General features: G+C 38.9%; 16 protein-coding genes. 10 read left to right on the top strand and 6 right to left on the bottom strand.

What is annotated here, in order from left to right; all coding sequences use genetic code 11:
- The first annotated feature begins 43 nt into the window (after positions 1 to 43).
- The 3 genes from J2T03_RS12745 to J2T03_RS12735 all read left to right on the top strand — a co-directional run bounded on the left by J2T03_RS12745 (position 44) and on the right by J2T03_RS12735 (position 7,283).
- The gene (locus J2T03_RS12745; protein WP_306840855.1) at positions 44 to 1,579 is read left to right on the top strand and encodes a YifB family Mg chelatase-like AAA ATPase; all 1,536 of its coding nucleotides are present in this window, start codon (positions 44 to 46) and stop codon (positions 1,577 to 1,579) included.
- Between the two features lie 409 nt (positions 1,580 to 1,988).
- On the top strand, positions 1,989 to 5,093 hold the full coding sequence (locus tag J2T03_RS12740) for a non-ribosomal peptide synthetase family protein (RefSeq protein WP_307211558.1): 3,105 nt from the start codon (positions 1,989 to 1,991) through the stop codon (positions 5,091 to 5,093).
- Positions 5,094 to 5,243: 150 nt separating this feature from the next.
- Complete coding sequence (locus J2T03_RS12735; protein WP_307211556.1) at positions 5,244 to 7,283, top strand: hypothetical protein; 2,040 nt, start codon at positions 5,244 to 5,246, stop codon at positions 7,281 to 7,283.
- An 89-nt stretch (positions 7,284 to 7,372) separates the two neighbouring features.
- On the opposite strand, the gene J2T03_RS12730 is transcribed toward J2T03_RS12735, so the two are convergent.
- Both J2T03_RS12730 and J2T03_RS12725 read right to left on the bottom strand, forming a co-directional pair.
- Positions 7,373 to 7,849: a YdeI/OmpD-associated family protein gene (locus J2T03_RS12730; protein WP_307211554.1), complete on the bottom strand. Its 477-nt coding sequence runs from the start codon at positions 7,847 to 7,849 to the stop codon at positions 7,373 to 7,375.
- 71 nt (positions 7,850 to 7,920) lie between these two features.
- Positions 7,921 to 10,131, bottom strand: coding sequence for a S46 family peptidase (locus tag J2T03_RS12725; RefSeq protein ID WP_307211552.1), 2,211 nt, complete (start codon positions 10,129 to 10,131; stop codon positions 7,921 to 7,923).
- Positions 10,132 to 10,217: 86 nt separating this feature from the next.
- Between J2T03_RS12725 and J2T03_RS12720 the strand changes: the two genes are divergently transcribed.
- Positions 10,218 to 10,652 (top strand): META domain-containing protein, encoded by a 435-nt coding sequence (locus J2T03_RS12720; protein ID WP_306840850.1) that lies wholly within the window; start codon positions 10,218 to 10,220, stop codon positions 10,650 to 10,652.
- Positions 10,653 to 10,769: 117 nt separating this feature from the next.
- Here J2T03_RS12720 and J2T03_RS12715 read toward each other — a convergent pair whose 3' ends face one another.
- The 4 genes from J2T03_RS12715 to J2T03_RS12700 form a co-directional block, all read right to left on the bottom strand.
- Positions 10,770 to 11,195 (bottom strand): hypothetical protein, encoded by a 426-nt coding sequence (locus J2T03_RS12715; protein WP_307211549.1) that lies wholly within the window; start codon positions 11,193 to 11,195, stop codon positions 10,770 to 10,772.
- A 6-nt stretch (positions 11,196 to 11,201) separates the two neighbouring features.
- Complete coding sequence (locus J2T03_RS12710) at positions 11,202 to 13,751, bottom strand: beta strand repeat-containing protein (RefSeq protein ID WP_307211548.1); 2,550 nt, start codon at positions 13,749 to 13,751, stop codon at positions 11,202 to 11,204.
- Positions 13,752 to 13,755: 4 nt separating this feature from the next.
- Positions 13,756 to 14,238 (bottom strand): T9SS type A sorting domain-containing protein, encoded by a 483-nt coding sequence (locus J2T03_RS12705; protein ID WP_307211546.1) that lies wholly within the window; start codon positions 14,236 to 14,238, stop codon positions 13,756 to 13,758.
- Between the two features lie 161 nt (positions 14,239 to 14,399).
- Positions 14,400 to 15,107 (bottom strand): LytR/AlgR family response regulator transcription factor, encoded by a 708-nt coding sequence (locus J2T03_RS12700; protein ID WP_307211544.1) that lies wholly within the window; start codon positions 15,105 to 15,107, stop codon positions 14,400 to 14,402.
- A 197-nt stretch (positions 15,108 to 15,304) separates the two neighbouring features.
- Here J2T03_RS12700 and hflX point away from each other — a divergent pair, with 197 nt between their 5' ends.
- The 6 genes from hflX (at position 15,305) to J2T03_RS12670 (ending at position 20,614) form a co-directional block, all read left to right on the top strand.
- Positions 15,305 to 16,531: a GTPase HflX gene (hflX, locus tag J2T03_RS12695; protein WP_306840843.1), complete on the top strand. Its 1,227-nt coding sequence runs from the start codon at positions 15,305 to 15,307 to the stop codon at positions 16,529 to 16,531.
- Positions 16,531 to 17,160, top strand: a complete 630-nt coding sequence (locus J2T03_RS12690) for a DUF4919 domain-containing protein (RefSeq protein WP_307211542.1) — start codon at positions 16,531 to 16,533, stop codon at positions 17,158 to 17,160. Before hflX ends, J2T03_RS12690 begins: the two co-directional genes overlap by 1 nt.
- A gap of 22 nt (positions 17,161 to 17,182) precedes the next feature.
- Positions 17,183 to 18,469 carry a cation:proton antiporter gene (locus J2T03_RS12685; RefSeq protein WP_306840840.1) on the top strand — a complete coding sequence of 429 codons (1,287 nt, stop codon included), beginning with the start codon at positions 17,183 to 17,185 and terminating at the stop codon, positions 18,467 to 18,469.
- 29 nt (positions 18,470 to 18,498) lie between these two features.
- Positions 18,499 to 19,143, top strand: a complete 645-nt coding sequence (locus J2T03_RS12680) for a DUF4919 domain-containing protein (protein WP_307211540.1) — start codon at positions 18,499 to 18,501, stop codon at positions 19,141 to 19,143.
- Complete coding sequence (locus tag J2T03_RS12675; protein ID WP_307211538.1) at positions 19,140 to 19,859, top strand: DNA alkylation repair protein; 720 nt, start codon at positions 19,140 to 19,142, stop codon at positions 19,857 to 19,859. The genes J2T03_RS12680 and J2T03_RS12675 overlap by 4 nt, the downstream gene beginning before the upstream one ends.
- Before the next feature lie 86 nt (positions 19,860 to 19,945).
- On the top strand, positions 19,946 to 20,614 hold the full coding sequence (locus J2T03_RS12670) for a hypothetical protein (protein ID WP_306840836.1): 669 nt from the start codon (positions 19,946 to 19,948) through the stop codon (positions 20,612 to 20,614).
- Position 20,615 lies beyond the last annotated feature (1 nt).

Below are 20,615 nucleotides of genomic sequence, written 5' to 3'. Positions count from 1 at the left end.
ATTTGGATTAAAAAATAACCTATTTTTACAAAAAACACCAATCATGTTAGTTAAAATTTATGGAAGTGCAATCTTCGGAGTAGCTGCGCAAACCATTACTATTGAAGTAAATGTAGACACAGGAGGAGTAGGGTATCATCTCGTTGGGCTTCCCGATAATGCCATCAAAGAAAGCAGTTACAGAATTTCCGCTGCTCTGAAGAATGTAGGATACAAAATTCCCGGTAAGAAAATTACGATTAATATGGCACCTGCAGATCTTAGGAAAGAAGGTGCTGCTTACGACCTCTCCATTGCGATAGGAATTCTTGCCGCGTCAGATCAGATTCTTGCCAAAAATATCCATGACTATGTTATTATGGGTGAGCTTTCCCTTGATGGGAGTCTTCAGCCCATAAAAGGAGTATTGCCTATAGCAATTCAGGCACGGGAAGAAGGTTTTAAAGGAATTATACTTCCTGTTCAAAATACCCGTGAAGCTGCAATTGTAGATAATCTGGAGGTGTATGGAGTAGAAAATATCAAAGAAGTAATTGATTTTTTTAATGAGGGAAAGCCTATCGAAAGAGTTATTCTAGATACCAGAAAAGAATTTCAGGAAAAAATGAACGATTTTCCATTTGATTTTTCTGAAGTTAAAGGTCAGGAAACAGCAAAAAGAGCGATGGAAATAGCTGCTGCCGGTGGACACAATATTATCCTCATCGGTCCTCCAGGAAGTGGAAAGACAATGCTTGCCAAAAGAGTACCGGGCATACTTCCTCCATTAACTCTCAAAGAAGCTTTAGAAACAACAAAAATACATTCGGTAGCCGGTAAAATGGGAGCGGAAACTTCTCTCATGACCGTAAGACCTTTTAGGTCGCCACATCATACCATTTCGGATGTTGCATTGGTGGGTGGCGGAAGCTATCCCCAGCCTGGGGAAATCTCACTTGCTCACAATGGTGTCTTGTTTCTTGATGAGATGCCCGAGTTTAAAAGAACAGTTTTAGAAGTCATGAGACAGCCTCTTGAAGACAGGGAAGTAACGATTTCCAGGGCCAGATTTACTATAAACTATCCTGCCAGCTTCATGCTGGTAGCCTCTATGAATCCAAGTCCCAGTGGTTTTTTTCCGGACGATCCGGGCAATACCTCATCCGTTTATGAAATGCAGCGGTATATGAATAAGCTTTCCGGGCCCTTATTAGACAGGATCGATATTCATATAGAAGTGCAGAAAGTTGAATTTGAACAGCTGGCAGAAAAAAGGAAAGGCGAGAAAAGCTCAGATATCCGGGAACGGGTACTCAAGGCACGCAATATTCAAAATGAACGCTATAAAAATCTCAATATCAGTTACAATGCACAGATTGGTCCTAAGGAAATTGAAGCATTTTGCAGCCTGGATGAAGCTTCTTTGCATCTCATTAAGCTTGCTATGGAAAAGCTGAATCTTTCAGCAAGGGCATATGACCGTATCCTGAAAGTGGCCAGAACTGCAGCTGATCTGGAAGGAGTTGAAAATATACTATCCCATCATATTTCGGAAGCCATACAATACAGAAGTTTAGACCGAGAATTTTGGAATGTGTAATTGCAGAAGTCCGGTACAGATCTCGCAAAATTCTAAATTATCAGATAATTTCTTTTAAGAGTAAAGGAATGCCCTGCTGTCTTGATTAAATCTGTGATTTTGCTGTTCCCTTTAACTATAAAGGCTAATAATAGCATGAACTTAATTCTCTTTTTTGGGAAAATATTTCAATATGTAATGCTCGTTTTAAATATTATGTTAAATTTGATTGCCATATTTTTAAAAATATTACAATATGAAAGAAAAATCCATGAACAGTACTTAAGCATTCTGATTTGAATGATTATAGCATAGAATCTACGATATTCTAAGCTGTTTAGCCTGTATTAGATATGTTTAAATATATCTAAAGACTGCCGAAAAGCAGATCATTTGACCCTATTATCACCACCAAAAAACAAAAACTAATATGCCAAATACACTACCAACGCCATCGGGGCAGCCCGCTGGTGTACCGGTTCTTTTATCCCTTGAAGACAGAGAAAGACTTCTCAACGATTTTAATAAAACAAATTGGGATTATCACAAAGAAGAAACATTGGTTTCCCTTTTCAAAAAACAAGCACTCCTTCATCCCGAAAGCCTGGCTGCTGTTTATCAAGACAGCAGGATCAGTTACTGCGAGCTCGATCGGAAAAGCAGCCAGCTTGCTAATGTGCTGTTAGAAAAAGGAGTAAAAGAAGGAATGTTTGTTCCTGTATGGCTGGACCGTTCGCTCGAGTGGGTAGTTGCCATTCTGGGTATTTTGAAGACAGGAGCAGCTTATGTGCCAATAGACCCTACTTATCCTGTAAAACGTGTAGAATATATCCTTACCGATACCTCAGCCGGAATACTTATTACCGACACACAGCGGGGAAATTCACTGACAGGGGGAATTCACACTGAAATTTTTTATCTGGATAATGCAGAAACCCTGGCTCATTTATCTGCAGAATTACCGGATATTACTATATCTCAGGATGCGTTAGCCTATACGATCTATACATCCGGTTCCACGGGAAATCCTAAAGGTGTCATGGTTTCCCACCACAGCATTCAGCATCTGGTTACATGGCACAACCAGTATTTTCATGTTGATGACACATCACACCTTACCCTTGTTGCCGGGTTGGCATTTGACATCTCTGTATGGGAAACATGGTCGGCGCTTATTGCCGGTGCCGTAATGTATATAGCAGCCAATGAAGATAGAGTAGAAGCTTCAGAACTTGTAAATTTTTACCGTAAAAACCGGATTACACATGGATTTACCCCTTCTGTTCTTGCTCCTTCCGTTGTTGAAGAAACCAGAAAGTATAATAATCTTGAACTTAAATACCTTTTTACAGGGGGAGAAAAGATTAAGCCTTTAATTACCAGCGAATTAAGCTATGAGCTAATCGATTATTACGGCCCTACTGAATGTACGGTTTTTGCCACCTTCAAAAAAGTTAGAGATGTGAATGGGCAATATATTTCTTCAATCGGAAGGCCAATAGCCAATGCGCAGGCTTACATTTTAGGAGAAAACAGTGAACTGTTACCGGTAGGGGCTGTGGGAGAGCTGCATATAGGAGGGAATCTTTTAGCTAAAGGTTATCTTAATAATGAAGAACTCACAGCTTCAAAATTCATTAACAGCCCTTTCAGGGAAAACGAAAAGCTCTACCGTACCGGTGATCTTGCCCGATGGAAACCTGATGGAGATATTGAATTTTTAGGAAGAATAGACAATCAGGTGAAAATTAGAGGCTTCCGGGTGGAATTAGGTGAAATTGAACGCTGTCTTTCCCGTTTGGAAGGAATACAGGAAGCCGCAGTCATTACAAAAGACCATGGAAGTAATAAATATATTGTAGCCTTTATCATGGTAAAGACCGATGAACAAGCAGATACCGCATGGGTAAGACAACAGCTGAAAGAAGAGCTGCCCGGCTATATGATTCCGGCCCAGATCATCAATATTGATAAAATACCACTGACAAGCAATGGGAAAACAGACACGCACTTGCTAGGGGAACTTGCAGACAAAGAGGCAAAAGAACTGATTTCTACAGAACCTCCTACCAATGAAACCGAAAGAATTATAGCAGATATTTGGGCTGAAGAACTCGAACGTCCGGTGATCAATATTACGGATAATTTCTTTGATATCGGTGGAAACTCTCTTCTTGTCGCTATAGTTGCCACTGCTCTGAATTCAAGATTTGATACTAAGGTCTATATGAGGGATATTTACCAGTTTCCGGTTCTCAAACAGCTTGCCGGTGAGTTGATCACCAGAGCCAAAGAAGCCAGCGAGTTAATTCCGGAAGAAGATGTAGAGCCTTATGTAGCGCTTCAGCAAGATGTCTATCTGGCCCCTGGAACCGTTTTTGCGGGAGGTTTCGATCCAAAACAATTGGAAAATCCTAAAAATATATTTCTGACAGGAGTGACCGGATTTGTAGGTATCCATTTGCTTCAGGAGCTTTTAGAAACCACATCTGCAGATATTTACTGTCTCGTAAGAGCTCAGGACGAATTTCATGCTGTAGAGAAAATAGACCGTTGCTATAAACAATACCATATTGATAGAAAAGAAGAGCAAAAGCCGAGAATCATTCCGGTAATAGGAGATTTATCCCTTCCATTATTAGGCCTTTCCGAAGAGAGATTCAAAAACCTTGCTGCAATGCTTGACCTTATTTACCACTCTGGCAGCTCTGTTAATTTTATAGAACCCTATTCTTATATGAAAGCACCGAATGTAGAAGGATTAAGGGAAATTATAAAGCTTGCCGGTGCCGAAAGAACTAAATGCCTTGCCCTGTTATCTACCATTTCTGTTTACAGTTGGGGGCATGTTTTCACCGGAAAAACCGTGATGCTGGAAAATGATGATATTGCCCAGAACCTGATGTCCGTAAGTAAAGACATTGGATACGTACGAAGTAAATGGGTTATGGAAGCTGTGGCTGATCTTGCTGCTAAAGAAGGGCTTCCGTTAATTACTTATCGTCTAGGTTATGCTATGTGCCACAGTGAAACAGGCGCCAGTGCTCCTTACCAGTGGTGGTCAGGTCTTGTGAAAAACTGTGTTGAATTTAAATCTTATCCCTTACTCACTGAATTAAGGGAAGGACTGATCACAGTAGATTATATGACCAGATCTATGGCTCATATCACGAAAAATAAAGATGCGGTTGGTAAAAAATTCAACCTGATTGCAAGACCGGAAACCAACCTTACCCTGGAAAATTTCTTTGCTCTGTTGAAGAAATATTATCCGCTTACCCTTGAAGGTCTTCCTTATAAAGAATGGAGAAAGCAGTGGGAAGATGACAGTAAAAACAGGCTCTATCCGCTGACCAGCCTTTTTAAAGATAATATGCATGAAGGTCTGTCAACAGTAGAGTTGTATCAGAATACTTATGTCTGGGATTGTTCCAATGTCATCCAGTTCCTGGAAGGATCTGGTATTGAGGAGCCGCAATTTGATAAGCAGATGCTGGATGCGTATTTGAAGTATCTGGGAATTCCAACGTCATAATTTCAATCAGTGAGTATAAGGCCGGAAAATTTATTTTCCGGCTTTTTGAATTAAATACGTCGAGTTTTGTCGCTACGCCGGACGATATTTGTTTAAGAACGAAAAAGAGATAAATCTTCGTCTTAAAATTAACAACAAAAAAATAATTTTATGAGTTTTCCATTTATTGTAAAAAACACAATGGCAGAGATGAGAAATATGTCAACTGTCGAAATAACTGATCTTCAAAACGGTATTTATAAAGGAGTCAGCCTTTTAGGTTATTATGAACAGAGAGATACTCCAAGCCCAATTATTTATCATTTATCTACATCTGGTACAGATGATGGAGGAAGCATTATTGAAACAGGAGGGATAAAACTAAAACATAATTTTACTTATGACTTAGACATCAGGTATTTTGGTGTGAAAGGAAATGGAATGTATAATGATACGCCGTTTATTCTCTCTTATTTTAATTATGTTAATGCTAATAATCTGTTTTGGGTTATTCCAGGTGCATTTAAAGTAGTTGTAAAAAAGCCTTTTGAGATTAAAACAAGCGGAAGATGTGAAGGAAAATTTATTCTTATAAATGAGAACGGTGATGTAATCATAACGATTGCCCGAAGATTTCCTGGTGAGGCAGTAGATATAAGCACATGGATTACGAGTAAAATGAAACGTGGGAGTCTTGATGTAGGCTTTATTAATACAGGTGTTGCGAACTTATATTTTGATTCTGAAGAGATTTTAATTGATCGTGATGGTACTCCTTCTGAAACTAACTATAAAAAGAGAGAGTTTATTAGAAGTGCTGACGGTAAGTTGACTACTCCTTTAGTTTGTTCTTACAAACAAGATTCTAATAACTCTAGTGTGTTGAATGTTAAGAAGTATATCTTAGAAGAGCCTATTTCTATAGACAACCTAAGTATTGAAACAGCTGGAAATCTAAATGTTAATACATATTTATTAGTTAGTAGAGATAATGTCACTCTTAACAACCCACAAATTTTTAATAAAATTAATAATGTAGGAGCTGTAGCTCTGGAAGTGAATACATGTGCTGATATTATTATCAATAACCCTTTTATAAAAGGATTTAGAAAAGATGGAGAGGGGTATGGTATTGCAAATTATTACTCGATAGGCGTTATTATTAATGATGGAAATGTGGTGGAGTGTAGACACGGATATACCGGTAGAAACAGTGTAGACGTTACCATTAACAGAGGCGTTTGGGAGGACGGGATAGATGATCATTGGACAGACAGATTTACAGCCAATGAAACTATCATAAAAACAGGAACGGGATCTGCTGCATTTCAATTTGCCGGGAACGATATTACCCTAAATTCTCCGGTAGTGAATGGAAGTGCCATCATATTTTTTGGAATCAGGTTGGATACTCCCAGCTTGGGTGGAATTGTGAATATAAATAACCCTGTTTTTAACACTAAAAATTTTAGTGGTGAGCCCGGGATAAGAGATATTTATATGTTCTCATATACCAGTCCGGGCGGAAATGTAGGGGAACCAATGCTGCCCAATTACACCATTAAGCCTACTTTGCCAGAAAGCCTTAATATTATCAATCCAATTATTAATACAGATGCAGATGTGGTCTACAGCTTTTTCTTAGGTGTTTTAAACAGGGAGTATATCAATCTTAAGAATTTGAGAATTACAGATACGATTCTAAATGCGAAACCTACAACTAAGTATACTGCAGTACAAATTGTTAAGGATGGTGTTAAGCAGTTAGAACATGGTACAAATATAGAAATTAGCGGCAGACTTGTGACCAATGCACTTGCTACTACAAGTGTATATTTAAATTCTATGGATAAGACTGATTATATTCGCCGTGCAAATATATATTTAACTGATTGTTTCGGATATGGAAGGGTCGTATTTAGTGGAGCGAATCTTGCAACACTTATTATGGACGGGGGAGATATCAATGATTTTAATACTGATTATACCTATGCATCATATGCTGACTGCAACATCCAGTTTAAAGATGTAGTGTGGAGAGGAGGAAGCATTGACAAACTGAGCCATGCTCTATTTCAAAACTGTGTTTTTACCGGAAGTTATACATTTCCTTCAGCTGACAGCGTAACTTTGGTTAATAATGTAAAATATGCCGGTGTTTCAGGATTGCCGTCCAATATTGTTAACAGTATGAATCCTCCGTTTGCATAAAGAAGAATAGATGATATAGATAATTTTCTCTATATAAGACCAATTAATTTAAAATAAAATAAGGAGTTCAGGAAAAATCCTGGACTCTTTTATGTCCCTTTCTTGCCCTCCAAAATCATTTCAATCATCTTGATCTTTCTGTTTTCCCTGGTTTCAGGCTTCTTCGCTTCCTCGATCCACCGGATATATTCTTTTCTGTGGGTATAGCTCATTTTGTCAAACTGGGATTTGGCTACAGAGTTTTCTTTAAAAACAACAGCAATATCATCAGCAATTTCAACAGTTCTTTCCTCTTTGTCTTCAATAAGGCTTACAACAACCTCATCACCAAATGTTTTCCCCAACTGTTTTCGGATTTCCTGGGTCAAACCTAAAATATGGCAGTCAGATTTCATTTTAGCAAGGCTTCCACGGTATTCGACCTTGCCATCAAATGTTGCTTTAATTTTGACCTGTCCTTTTTTGCCGAACAGTTCTTCTGCAGAAAAAGGAAACTCTACAAAAGCGGCGTTCATATCTCCATTCTGTTGTATAATTCCGGTAAATTCTATTCCTTGTTTCATCATCAAGATTTATAGTTCAAAAATAAAAAAACCGTGAACGTACATTCACGGTTTTAAAAATTTATCAGAAAAGATTATTTTACCTTTTTTGCTTTCTTAGGCATCTGAGTAGTTCCTGAATTTTTAGTTTTTGTATCAGGAGGTGTATTTTCTCCTCTTACAAGCTTCAATTCGTCGATCAGTCTTCTTGCCCCTGCATATTTGTCGATTGTCCAAAGAACAAAACGTACATCTACGTTGATGGTTTTCTGCCAGTCCTGTTCAAATACAATATCACCGCTTAATGCTTCACTGTTTCCATCGAATGCAATACCGATAAGGTTTCCGTCTCCGTCAATTACCGGGGAACCGGAGTTACCACCTGTAATGTCATTGTTAGAAAGGAAGTTTACAGGCATATATCCTGCAGCATCAGCATACTGTCCGAAATCCTTAAGGTTATAAAGATCGATCACTCTTTGAGGAAGATCAAATTCCTCATCACCTTTCTTATATTTTCCTACAAGACCGGTCATATCAGTATAATAGTTGTCAGTAACTCCAAAATAGTTTCTGTCATTTCTAACAGGAAGTTTATCTACCGTTCCGTAAGTTAATCTCATCGTAGAGTTAGCATCCGGATAGAATTTTTTCTCAGGCATAGCCTTCATTAATCCAGCTAAGAATAGACGGTTGTTCTTGTTGAAGTTATCATCAACTTTAGAATACTTCTCCATGCTCATTTTCTGGTCAGCAACAATTCCGTTGGCAATTTTCCAAAGAGGATCAGCATCAAGCTTCAATGCATCTGGGTTTAATACGAAGTTTGTAGCGGAAGTCTTATTGGCAAAAATTGAAGAATAGGCAACGTTAGAAAGCGTTTTGGAATCTAGTCCTAGAATAGTAGCAGATGCCACTTCTTTATTCGTTACTCTTGACTGGTAAAGACCTGCCATAGAAGCCAGCATTTCTCCTTCCAGAGAAGGATTGAAGTTTTCATAAGCTTCTTTAATTGCAGTTTCAGTTTTAGCTTTCATAGCTAATCTTCCTTGCATATCCTGAGCAGCATATGCCTTTAGAACAGAACCTACCTGTAAAGCAAGAGTGATATATTTTGCATTTCTTGAGAACTGCGAAGCATAATTTCTTTCAACATTTCTGTCAGAAACCTGCTTGTAATAAGCTCCAATATCTTCTAAAATACCATCATATTCTGCGTTTCCTGGTAATGCAGACCATTTTCTGTAAGTATCCTCAATCTTTTGTTTGTCAGAGATCGTTCCGTTTTTATCTACTGCGTCGATAGTTCCCTGTCTGTTTTTCCAGTAATTGGCTACAGAAGCATATTGAGACGCATAGTTAAGCTGAGTCGCTTTATCCTTGTCCATATACTTTTTCATAACATCCATAGCCAGTTTGGACGCTTCCACCCAAGCCGGATAGTCTTTGTTTACCATCTGCTGGATTCCGTAAGACGTAAGGTAACGGTTTGTTCTTCCAGGATATCCTAAGATCATAGAGAAATCTCCAGGCTTGATCCCTTTAAGAGAAACCGGAAGGAAGTGCTTAGGCTTCAATGGAACATTACCTGCTGCATATTCTGCAGGGTTACCCGCTGCATCCCCATACACTCTGAATACCGTGAAGTCAGCAGTATGTCTCGGCCATTCCCAGTTATCTGTATCACCTCCGAATTTACCTAATGATGAAGGTGGTGCACCTACCAATCTGATATCTTTATAATCCTGATATACAAAATAGTAAAATTCATTCCCATTGAAGAAATCTTTTACGACTACTGTGTATTTTCCGTTTTCAGAGTTTTCAGTCTGGATTGCTTTTGTTTCAGCATCAATAACTGCCTTTCTCTCTGCTCCGGTCATATTGTTGTTTAGCTTGGAAGTGATTCTTTGCGTAGCATCATCCATTCTAACTAAAAACCTTACATAAAGATCTTTTGCATTAAATTCATCCTTCTGCTTCATAGCCCAGAATCCGTTTTTCAGATAATCTTTTTCCGGAGTAGAAGCGGCAGCTACAGCACCGTAACCGCAGTGGTGGTTCGTGAAAATAAGTCCTTTGTCAGAAACAATTTCTCCGGTACAAAAACCTCCGAAACTCACGATAGCATCCTTTAAGCTTGAATTGTTTACTGAATAAATTTCTTCAGGTGTCAAATGCAGTCCTTCTTTTTGCATGTCGACCCCGTTAAGTCTTTTGATGAGCATTAACAGCCACATCCCCTCATCCGCCCTCATCTGAGCAAAGCCCAATAAGAAAGTGAACAGTAGAAATAGTCTTTTCATTTTATAAAATAATTTTTGTGTCGCTAATTTACTAATTTTTACGATATTCTGCCCCGGAATGGTATGAAAATGGAAGGATAATCCCCATGAAAAAAATACTCTTATCATTTTTTGCCATTTTGCTTTTAGGAGTTGTAGGTAGCTGCTCTTCGGTCCCGGAAAAAAATCCAAGTCTTCAAAGACAATGGATGCTCGTTTCTTTTGATAAATTTTCCAAAGAAGAATTGATTAAAAACAGAGCGGAAATCAATCTAACAGGTGCCCTGGAGAAAGGGAAAATAAAAGGAAGTGCCAATATGGGGTGCAACGGTATGTTTTTCACTTCCGAATTTAAAGCCAACGGAAAAGTAAAGATCTCAGGAGTGGGAAGCACACTGAAGGCCTGCCAGAATATGGAATTGGAAAACGCTTTTATCCAGAAATTCGATAAAATGACTGATTATTCCATAGAAGGGCATTTTCTGACTTTATCAGATGACAATGGAAATTCTATGAAATTTGTAGCTGCAGATTGGGATTAAGAATACTGTTTTTACAAAAGGAAACCTGAATTTTGAAGATTCTAAATAAATCATCGAATATGAAAATATAAAAGTCCGCACTGAGCGGACTTTTTGCTTGAAATCTGGTTATGATTATCAGTTTTTTGGAATTGTTTTTTTTATTTCTTCTAAGGTTGCTGTATTGGGCAGACCTATGACATTGCTATTTGTGTTCCTAGAATTCGCTGTACTGGTACGGGATACCTGCCTGTTGGGAATAGAAGCTTTTATTTCTTCTAAAGTTGCCGTATTGGGCAATAATTTTCCCGAGGTATTATTTGAATTGGAAGACTGAGCTTTTGCGTCTTGTTTTTTTACTTCAAGACCCTGTTCTGAAGCCAATGTGGTTACGTTTTGCTTTTTAGGAGCATTTTCCTGAGCTGTTTTTACCAGCTGGGCTTCCTGTTCTCTGAGCTGTTTCACGACCTGGGACTGATCTTCAGATTCAAGAGCTTTCTTATTTTCTTGGGCATAAACAGATACGCTTAATGCCAAAAATGTAATGATATATAGTGATTTCATGATAGCTTATTTAATATTTACCAATACTTTAATTTTACCGGTTGAGTTTTGGTCATAGTCCTGAAGTGCTTTACCAATCACCTGTCCTATTTTCACTTTTTTAGGATTCGCTTTCATGGCAGTTCCCGGTTTTGATGAGGTGACCAAAAGATCTCCCCTTTTAATTTTACCGCCTTCCAGGCATACCTTGGTAGGGATAACACCGATAACTCCCATGGGAACTTTACCGGAAATATCAGCATCTATATGTTCTTCAGTAAGCAATACTCCCGGTTGGGTAGCATATACTCCCGCTACAAGAGTAGAATAGGGTTTCGAAGATCTTTCTACAGTTCGATCCGAATTTGTGGAGATCACAAGAATATCCCCGGTTTCATATTCAGAAATATTTCCTTCAACATCAAAGACTTCTGCAACGTCTGCTCCGCTGCTTTGAGTTCCGCCGTTGAAAAATCCTCTTCCTGCTTTGTTGATACGGGCTACGTTCACTGAAGCACTCTGGTATACTGAAATATTGCCTGATGGTCCCTGATGGTTAACAAGCAGGGTAGAACCAGTACCGGTGGTTGTTACATGAACTACCGGCTGGGCATTGGCATTATTGAAGTTGGCGAACCTTCCTGCTTTACCAGTCCCGAAATTAGGGATAAAGCCTGAAACTGCATTGCCATTTCCATCACATGAGGCTTCTATACCATCTCCGGTGCCACCGGCATTTGCAGTAATACCATTTCCGCTGCCTTCTGTAAGAGCAAGTACAGCCGGACCATTACCGCTGGCATTTGAAGAATAAAATAAACCTGCGTATCCTCCGGTGCCTGATGAAAGTCCATATACACCTGCAGTCCCAAAGTTGGCAAATATAGAATTCACTTCACCTTTTACAGCAGGTGATGTACCGGTAGTACGATCCACTTTGAAGTTTCCCGCAATACCGTTACCAACTGTTTTTACAGATATTACTTCGTTTTCATTGTCTTCATTGAAAATCTCAAACCTTCCTGCACGTCCTTCTGAAAAAGTAGGTACCCATGCATACAAAGCATTTCCTGCTCCATCAATATTGGTTTCAACACCATTTCCGTCTTTACCTGCATTGGCGGTGATGGCGTTTCCGTTTCCATCAGTTAAAGCAATTAATGAAGCTCCGTTTCCAGCAGGATTTGATGCATAGAATAATCCTGCACGACCTCCTGTTCCGGACGAAATTCCAAAAATAGCTGCGGCACCAAAGTTTCCGAAAATAGTATTTACTTCACCTCTTACCGCTGCCCCTACACTGTTCGTATTATCAACTAAGAAAGAAGCTGCATTACCCTGGGTATTATCCGGAATGTTTCCATTACCGTTGGTTTCTACCTCAAATACATTATTGATTTCGTTGGTGGCATTAAAATTTTCAAAGCGTCCTGCACGTCCTTTACTGTTGTTTAATCCTACCTGTCCTAAAACCCCGACAGCCGTTCCGGTTGTATTGGTTGCAACAAAACCTCTTACCCCATAACCTCCACCGTCATTACGGCCTACTACTGCCCCGGCAATATCACTGGTTGTTCTGCCGACCACCGCTTCACCAGCTCCATTATTATCACCTACTATACCTGCAGAGGTCTGTGCACTCGTAATGCCGTGCAATGCAAATCCAGCAGCTGTAGAACTGCGTACTCCGGCTCCGTTTCCGGTAGTGGTTACATTCACTACCGTTCCGTTTCCGACACTGGAAACATTGAGGGCATTGTTATTATTGGCATTGTTGAATATTGATATACTTGCAGGAATTCCGTTATTACTGGTTGCTGTAAGTCCGGTTCCTGTATTACTGTTTGCGTATACTCCGGTTCCGTTTGCGCTTGCATTTCCATAGACTCCTAATCCGTTAGGTGTAACACCGTAAACTCCCCATCCGCTTCCGTTCTGGCTTCCATAGACTCCTACACCCAATCCGCCGGTTGCGTTATTGATACCGCGGACACCGCTGGAAAATCCACCTGCCGCTACATTGTTTACAATTCCCCGCACGGCAGCAATGTTGGAGGTGGTGGTATTATTCACTCCTTCCAGAGAAGCTCCGTCACCGTCATTGATCAGTGTAAAAAGGTTAGAGGCATGATTCACTGTATTGGTATAAGGAATAGTAAAGCTTCCGCCTGTTCCGCCAGCCGATTTGGCATACATGGCATAAGGTACGCTTAATAGCTGGCTTGTTCCTGCTATTGTATAGTTGGTACCTCCGGCCGGATCGGTTTCAGTTTTTAGATAATAGTTTCCCGTTGGCCAGTCTATAGTAGAAAAAGTTCCTGAAAGAACGGTTCCGGTTCCTATTTCCAGGCTGATGAGTCCGTTGGCATTTGTACTTCCTGTAAGTCTTTCAGAATAGACTAGTGGCCCAATGAGAGAGCCTGTCAGTATACTTACTTTTACAGCGATATTTTGATTGACCAATAGTTGGCCGGATCCGTTTCTCATCACGGCCTGATAGCTCATTTTTTCCGGTGCCTGAGCATGTCCGAGAAAGAGACCAAGCATGATCCCCAGAGATAGTAATATTTTTTTCATGGCGTTATTTTTTGATGACTTTAAAGGTTTTTAAATTTTCTCCATTCTGATTGATTCTGATAATATAAACCGCTGAAGGGAGAGAGGAAAGATTAAGTTCGGACTTTGACTGTAAGATCACGTCCTTTTTGATCAGTTTGCCCTGAGCGTCGAACAGCTGGTATTCCGATCCTTTATATGAAACAGAAGAAAAATCTATATACAGATAATCTCTGGTTGGATTCGGATAGAGTAGAATGCCTTCTTGCTTTGTTGTGGTTTCGTTGGCAGAAAGTGTCGTAATCTCGTAGGCCTGCTGTACGCCTTCCAATACTTGGGAATTTGCTCCCTTGTACAGATAAGCCGTCTGGCCGACACTGTAAGAAACCGAGCCGTTGCCTCCTGATGCATTTGTTCCCGTGGCCAGAACTGCCGATTGAGCGTTCAGGATACTGACGGAAAAGGTGAACAGAATGAGAAAGAAGCAGTGAATAGATGTTCTTTTCATGTAAAATATTTTTGTGGTTATTAATTGGTTATCTCAGTTTTCAAAAGAAAATTTGTGAACACTAAATTACCACATATCGCAACCGGATTGAAGGAAAATAGACTAACGGTAAAAAAAATCGACCAACGGCATTTTATGATAAAAATGTTGGTACTCAGCTGTTAAGGGTTGAGGAAGGACAGGTTTTCTTTGTAAGTTCTGCCAATGGGAAGCCTGATCTGGTGGATCAGCTCTATCTCATGGCTGTTTTTTCCACGGATGAAATGACGGGGTACGGCATAGCTGCGATGGATTCTTATGAAAGAATTGAAAAAGCTTTTATGAAGGAGGTTTCCCAGGGAATCTAGAACACAGTGCTTCTTTTCATGCGTAACAAGCCGGGTATAGTCTTTTAATGCTTCAAGATAAAGGATATCGGTAAGCCTGATCTGAGAAATGTTACCGTTTTCTTTTATTTTAATACAATTTTCTCCGAGAAGGGCATCGAAGCATTCGCATTTTTTTTTCATTTCAAAAAAATGGAAGACTTTCTCTATAGAATGCTGGAAGCGTTCTGCCTTAAGGGGTTTTGTGACAAAATCCAGGGCTTCAATTTCAAAGGCTTCTGCAGCCAGTTCCGGATGGGAACTTACGAAGATGCAGGCCGGAATCTTATAAGCCAGTTTCCTGAATTCTAGTCCGCTCATTCCGCTAAGTGTAGTTTCACAAATCAGCAGGTCGATTGGAAATTCAAGGTAGGGAACTGCCTTTTCCGCCGAATTAAAAGACGCCACAATCTCTATATTATCGTACTGCCTGATATGATGCTGAAGAACCAGCCTGTCCAGTTCATCATCATCAATAATCATACATTTAATACGGGAATTCATGATCTTGGTGTTAGTTTTTACAATATTTGTAATTTTAATTAATTACAAATCAGCGTTATAAAGGTATTGATTTTTTACAAATGAATGATATTGTAAACTTAAATTAACATTAAAAAATAAGGAAAATTAAAAAATGATTTTGTTTTTTTTCCTGAAAATTGGTATCTTGTGAAAATCACAAACATAGACAGAAATTAATGCTAGATAAGAAACAACATAATTACGAAAGAGCAGTTTTGGTGGGGGTTATTACCCAAAATCAGGATGAAGACAAGCTTACGGAATATATGGATGAACTTGAGTTTTTAGCCTTCACAGCAGGTGCAACGGTTCAAAAACGTTTTACTCAAAAATTAACTCAGCCTGATTCCAAAACGTTTATTGGAAGCGGAAAAGCACAGGAAATAAAGGAATACGTAAAGGAAAACGAGATCGGAACCATTATTTTCGATGATGAACTGTCTCCTTCCCAGCTTAAAAATCTCGAAAGGGAAATAGAGGTGAAAATTCTTGACAGAACCAACCTTATCCTTGATATTTTCGCACAGAGAGCACAAACTTCCTATGCAAGAACTCAGGTGGAATTGGCACAATATCAATATCTTTTACCACGTTTGACGAGAATGTGGACCCACCTTGAACGCCAGAAAGGGGGAATCGGGATGAGAGGTCCCGGGGAAACAGAGATTGAAACTGACCGCCGTATCATCCGCGACAGGATTTCCCTGTTAAAAGACAAACTTAAAACCATCGACAGACAGATGGCTACCCAGCGTAATAACCGTGGAAAGGTGGTGCGTGCTGCCTTGGTAGGATATACCAACGTTGGAAAATCTACGCTGATGAACGCACTTTCCAAATCTGAGGTTTTTGCAGAAAATAAATTGTTTGCCACCTTAGACACAACAGTAAGAAAAGTAGTTATTGGCAATTTACCGTTTCTGCTTACTGATACGGTAGGCTTTATCAGAAAGCTTCCGACACAGCTTGTAGAATCTTTTAAATCTACGCTGGATGAGGTACGTGAAGCAGATCTGCTTATTCATGTGGTAGATATTTCCCATGAAAGCTTTGAAGATCAGGTAGAATCTGTTAATCAGACGCTAATGGAGATCAATGCCCATCAGAAACCGATGATCATGGTTTTTAATAAAATTGATGATTTCAGCTATGATAAAAAGGATGACGATGATCTTACACCGTCTACAAAAAAGAATGTTTCTCTGGAAGAGTGGAAAAAAACATGGATGGCTAAATCTAAATATCCGACTGTATTCATTTCAGCTCTAACGAAAGAAAATTTCCCGGAAATGAAGAAAATGATCTATGATGAGGTAATGAAGATACATATCTCCAGATTCCCTTACAATGATTTCCTTTTCGAATATTTCGATAATGATGAGGAAGAAGAAAACAACGATTAATGAAATATCACTTTTTTCTACTATTGGTTTTTCTTTCGGTTTTCGGTTTCAGCCAGAAGTCAAAGATTGATTTGAAAAACATTGAGAAAAACCTTAAAAATCCGGATTCTCCCTACAATTATGAGAAGCTGATTTTTAAATACAAAGGATATCCTAAATCCCTGGACAGTATTGAAGCTCAGTATCTTTACTACGGCAGGAATTTCAGGGATGATAAAATTTCAGCGGTTGACGACAGCTTCAAGAATCTAACGGATGCTTTTAAACGGAATGATTTCGAAGAATGCATCAGGCTCGGCAAAGTTCTCTATGGTAAAGATCCTACCAATCTGGATATACTTCTAGTTCTTCTGAGGGCTTATGATTCCCGGAAAGAAGGAAATAATTTCATGCATCATCTGAATCAGTTCCGTCTGCTTACTGGAGGAATAAAGAATTCCGGAAACGGAAGCTCTGAAAAAACAGCCTATTTAGTCAATTCTGTGGGGGATGAATACATCCTGCTGAATATCCTGAATATCGGGAAAGATTATGTGAGAGGATCACAGCCTGCCAAAGACGGGATGTTTGATATCTGGGAGAAAGACGGGCATAAACTATATATAAAAATACTTTATTTAGACTTATAAATTAATTAAAAAACACACTTTAGTGGAATTATATTATTCATTTTCAGCCTTAATAGTATTGGCATCAATTTTTGCATATCTCAATTACAGATTTCTGAAACTTCCCAGTACCATTGGGATTATGGTAATTGCCATCGTGGTTTCTATTTTTCTGGTGATGTTTGGAGAAACAGTGCTTCCGAGAACTTTTGGGCATCTTAATAAGTTAATGAACAGTATAGACTTTACAGAAGTTCTGATGGGGGCAATGCTTAATTTCCTTCTCTTTGCGGGAGGTATCCACATCAATATCAATGATCTTAAGGAGCAGTTCAGGCCGGTGTTGATATTTTCTACGGCCGGAGTGGTTATTTCTACATTTGTGGTAGGATTCGGGATGTTTTATCTGTTGCCTTTTTTAGGAATTCAGCTTCCGTTTATCTTCTGTCTGCTTTTTGGAGCGCTTATTTCCCCTACCGATCCGGTAGCTGTTTTAAGTATTCTGAAACAGGCCAATGTTTCTAAATCACTGGAAACCAAAGTGGCTGGGGAGTCTCTTTTCAATGACGGTATGGCCGTAGTGGTATTTACAGTGGTTTTACAGCTTGCCATCGGGAAAGAAGTAGATCTGGGTGTTGAAAGTATCGGATTGCTTCTGATGAAAGAAGCCGGCGGCGGAATTCTGCTGGGTGTTTTCCTGGGATGGATCACTTCCAGGCTGATGCGAGAGGTAGATGACTATATTATTTCTGTTCTGGTAACACTTTCCGTAGTAATGGGAGGGTATCTTGTTGCAAGACAGATGCATATTTCCGGACCGTTAACGATGGTTGCTGCAGGTTTATTCATGGGTAATTTTAATGTAAGGTTCAAAATGAAATCCATTACCCAGGATTACCTCATCAAATTCTGGGAACTGATCGACGAAATTCTTAATGCCGTGCTATTCCTGTTTATCGGTTTTGAACTGTTGATGATCAAAGATTTAAGGTTCTTTATGATTCCTGGTTTACTGGCGATTGCAGTCGTTTTAATTGCCCGTTTCATTTCGATCTGGATACCCACGAAATTTATGTCTCTGCGAACAAGATTTAGTCCGCAAACAGTAAAAGTTCTCGTCTGGGGAGGAATCCGTGGCGGAGTTTCTATCGCATTGGCCATGTCTATTCCAAAAAGCGAATACAGTGAGATCATCTTAAGTATCACTTACTGTGTTGTCGTATTCTCAATTATCGTTCAGGGACTTACTATTGCAAAAGTAGCCAATCCGAAAGCCATTGCAAAAGAAGAGGAAGCGCAGGAAAGTATTGTGGCAGATGAACATGCTTAATTATAAATAAAAACACAACACAAATTAATATGAATAAATTATTTCAGATTATTTTTATTCTGAGCTTTGGATTGTATTTTTCTCAAATTAATGTTGAGGAAATTAAAAAGAATGTCACAGAGAATCCTCAGGAATATAATAATTATCTGGAGGTCTTCAAAAAGAACCCGGAAAATCTTACCCAGCAGCAAATGAATTTTCTTTATTACGGAAGCCGTTTTATGGGTTCCGGTGATGAAATCTCAAATTATAATGATGATTACAAAGAAATTTGGAAAGTTGCGGAAAAAAAACCGTCAAAAAGCAAAGCTGAGAAAATCTTAGCTAAGGCTGAGGCTGCCTATGCAAAAGATCCGTTGAATAAATCGATACTGAAAAATATGTCAAATATCTACAGATCTTTAGATGATAAGAGCAAGGAAGATCTGGCTGTATTTCAGTACAATGCTGTAGTAAATACTATTGGCAAAAGTGGAAGCGGAGCTTCAGAAGATTCTCCTATCTGTGTAATCTGGCCTGGAGATGTTATTTCTCAGATTGATAATTTGCGTGGTTATGGAACATCTGCAGATTTTAAACAGAATATGAAGTTTTTGCCGGACGGAAGTATGCTTACTGTTTATTCTATGGGATCTAAGAAAATATTTGTAAAACTTGTAGGAGGTTTCAGATGAAAGGAGTAATCAAAGAAATAGAAGAGGCACTGGCAGTACTGTCCATCCCCGAAAAAGCTGAATTCTTCCCGAAGTTCTTCAAAACAGGAAAAGGAGAATATGGAGAAGGAGACTTGTTTTTAGGCGTGAAAGTTCCGGATCAGAGATCGGTTGCTAAAGAATATTATTCAAAGATAAGCCTGCAGGATCTTAGTGTTTTGCTGTCTTCAAAATATCACGAACATAGGCTTACCGCACTATTCATACTCATCTCTAAATTTGAAAAAACAAAGGATAAGGCCGTGAAAGAAGAAATCATACAGTTTTATCTGGATCATCTTCCGCATGTTAATAATTGGGATCTGGTAGATTCAAGCTGTTACAAGATTTTAGGAAGATATGCTTTCGAAAACGGAAAGGAAGAACTTTTGAGGAATCTTTCGGATTCTGAAGAAATGTGGCACAAGAGAATTGCTGTGGTTGGTACGATGCATTATGTGAAAAAAGGATCTTTTGAGCTGACGAAAGAATTCGTGACTAAAAACCTTAAACATACCCATGACCTGATGCATAAAGCCAACGGATGGCTGCTTAGGGAAATGGGGCAGAAAAATGAAACAGAGCTCATCAGCTTTCTGAATAAGCATTATCAGGAAATGCCGAGAACCTGTCTGAGATATGCCATTGAAAAGTTGGATGAGGAAGTGAGACAGGATTATCTGAAAGGCAGAATTTGAAAAAATGGCTGTTTTCAGTGAAATAACAGAGTCCATAAAGTATTTTCAAACGGAATTAAGTAGTTTTGTGTTTTTAAAACTCAATTATGAAAAATTTTCTGAAGCTTTTTTTACTGCTTTTTCCTTTATTATTGCTGACCAGCTGTTTTGATATTTTGGATAAAGTGAATGTCAAGGCTGACGGAACGGGAGAATATACGATTATTCTAAATGCCAGTAAAAGTAAAACAAGGTTGGCTTCCATTTCTAAAATGGAGACGATTAACGGGAAAAAAGTTCCTAAAAAGGGTGAAATTGAAAATAAAATTAATGAAGCGGCCAGAATTTTTAAAGCAACTCCGGGAATCAGTAATGTAAAAACCTCAATGGATTTTGATAATTATATCATCAAACTGAGCTGTAATTTTAAAAAGATTGAAAATATCAATGCCGGGCTGGAGCAGCTGAAAGCCAAAAATATCCTTGGAAAAATGGTTCCCACACAAATTTACAGTCAGAATCTTCAGAAAAAATTATTGACCAGAAATAAAGTCAATACCTTCAAAGCGGATTACGACAAAATGGGGAAGGCAGATAAGGAGATCTTCAATAATGCCAGATATACCTCTGTAATGCAGTTTGAAAATACCGTAAAATCTCAGACCAACAGCACGTATCTATTGGCTCCGAATAAAAAAGCAGTAAAACTGGAAGCGGATATTTTAGACCTTATTTTTCAAAAGAAACAATTACAAAACACTATATTATTTCAATAAA

Origin of the sequence: Chryseobacterium lathyri (assembly GCF_030812195.1) — a bacterium.
Classification (GTDB): domain Bacteria; phylum Bacteroidota; class Bacteroidia; order Flavobacteriales; family Weeksellaceae; genus Chryseobacterium; species Chryseobacterium lathyri_A.
This window is presented reverse-complemented; position numbering and strand designations above follow the sequence as displayed.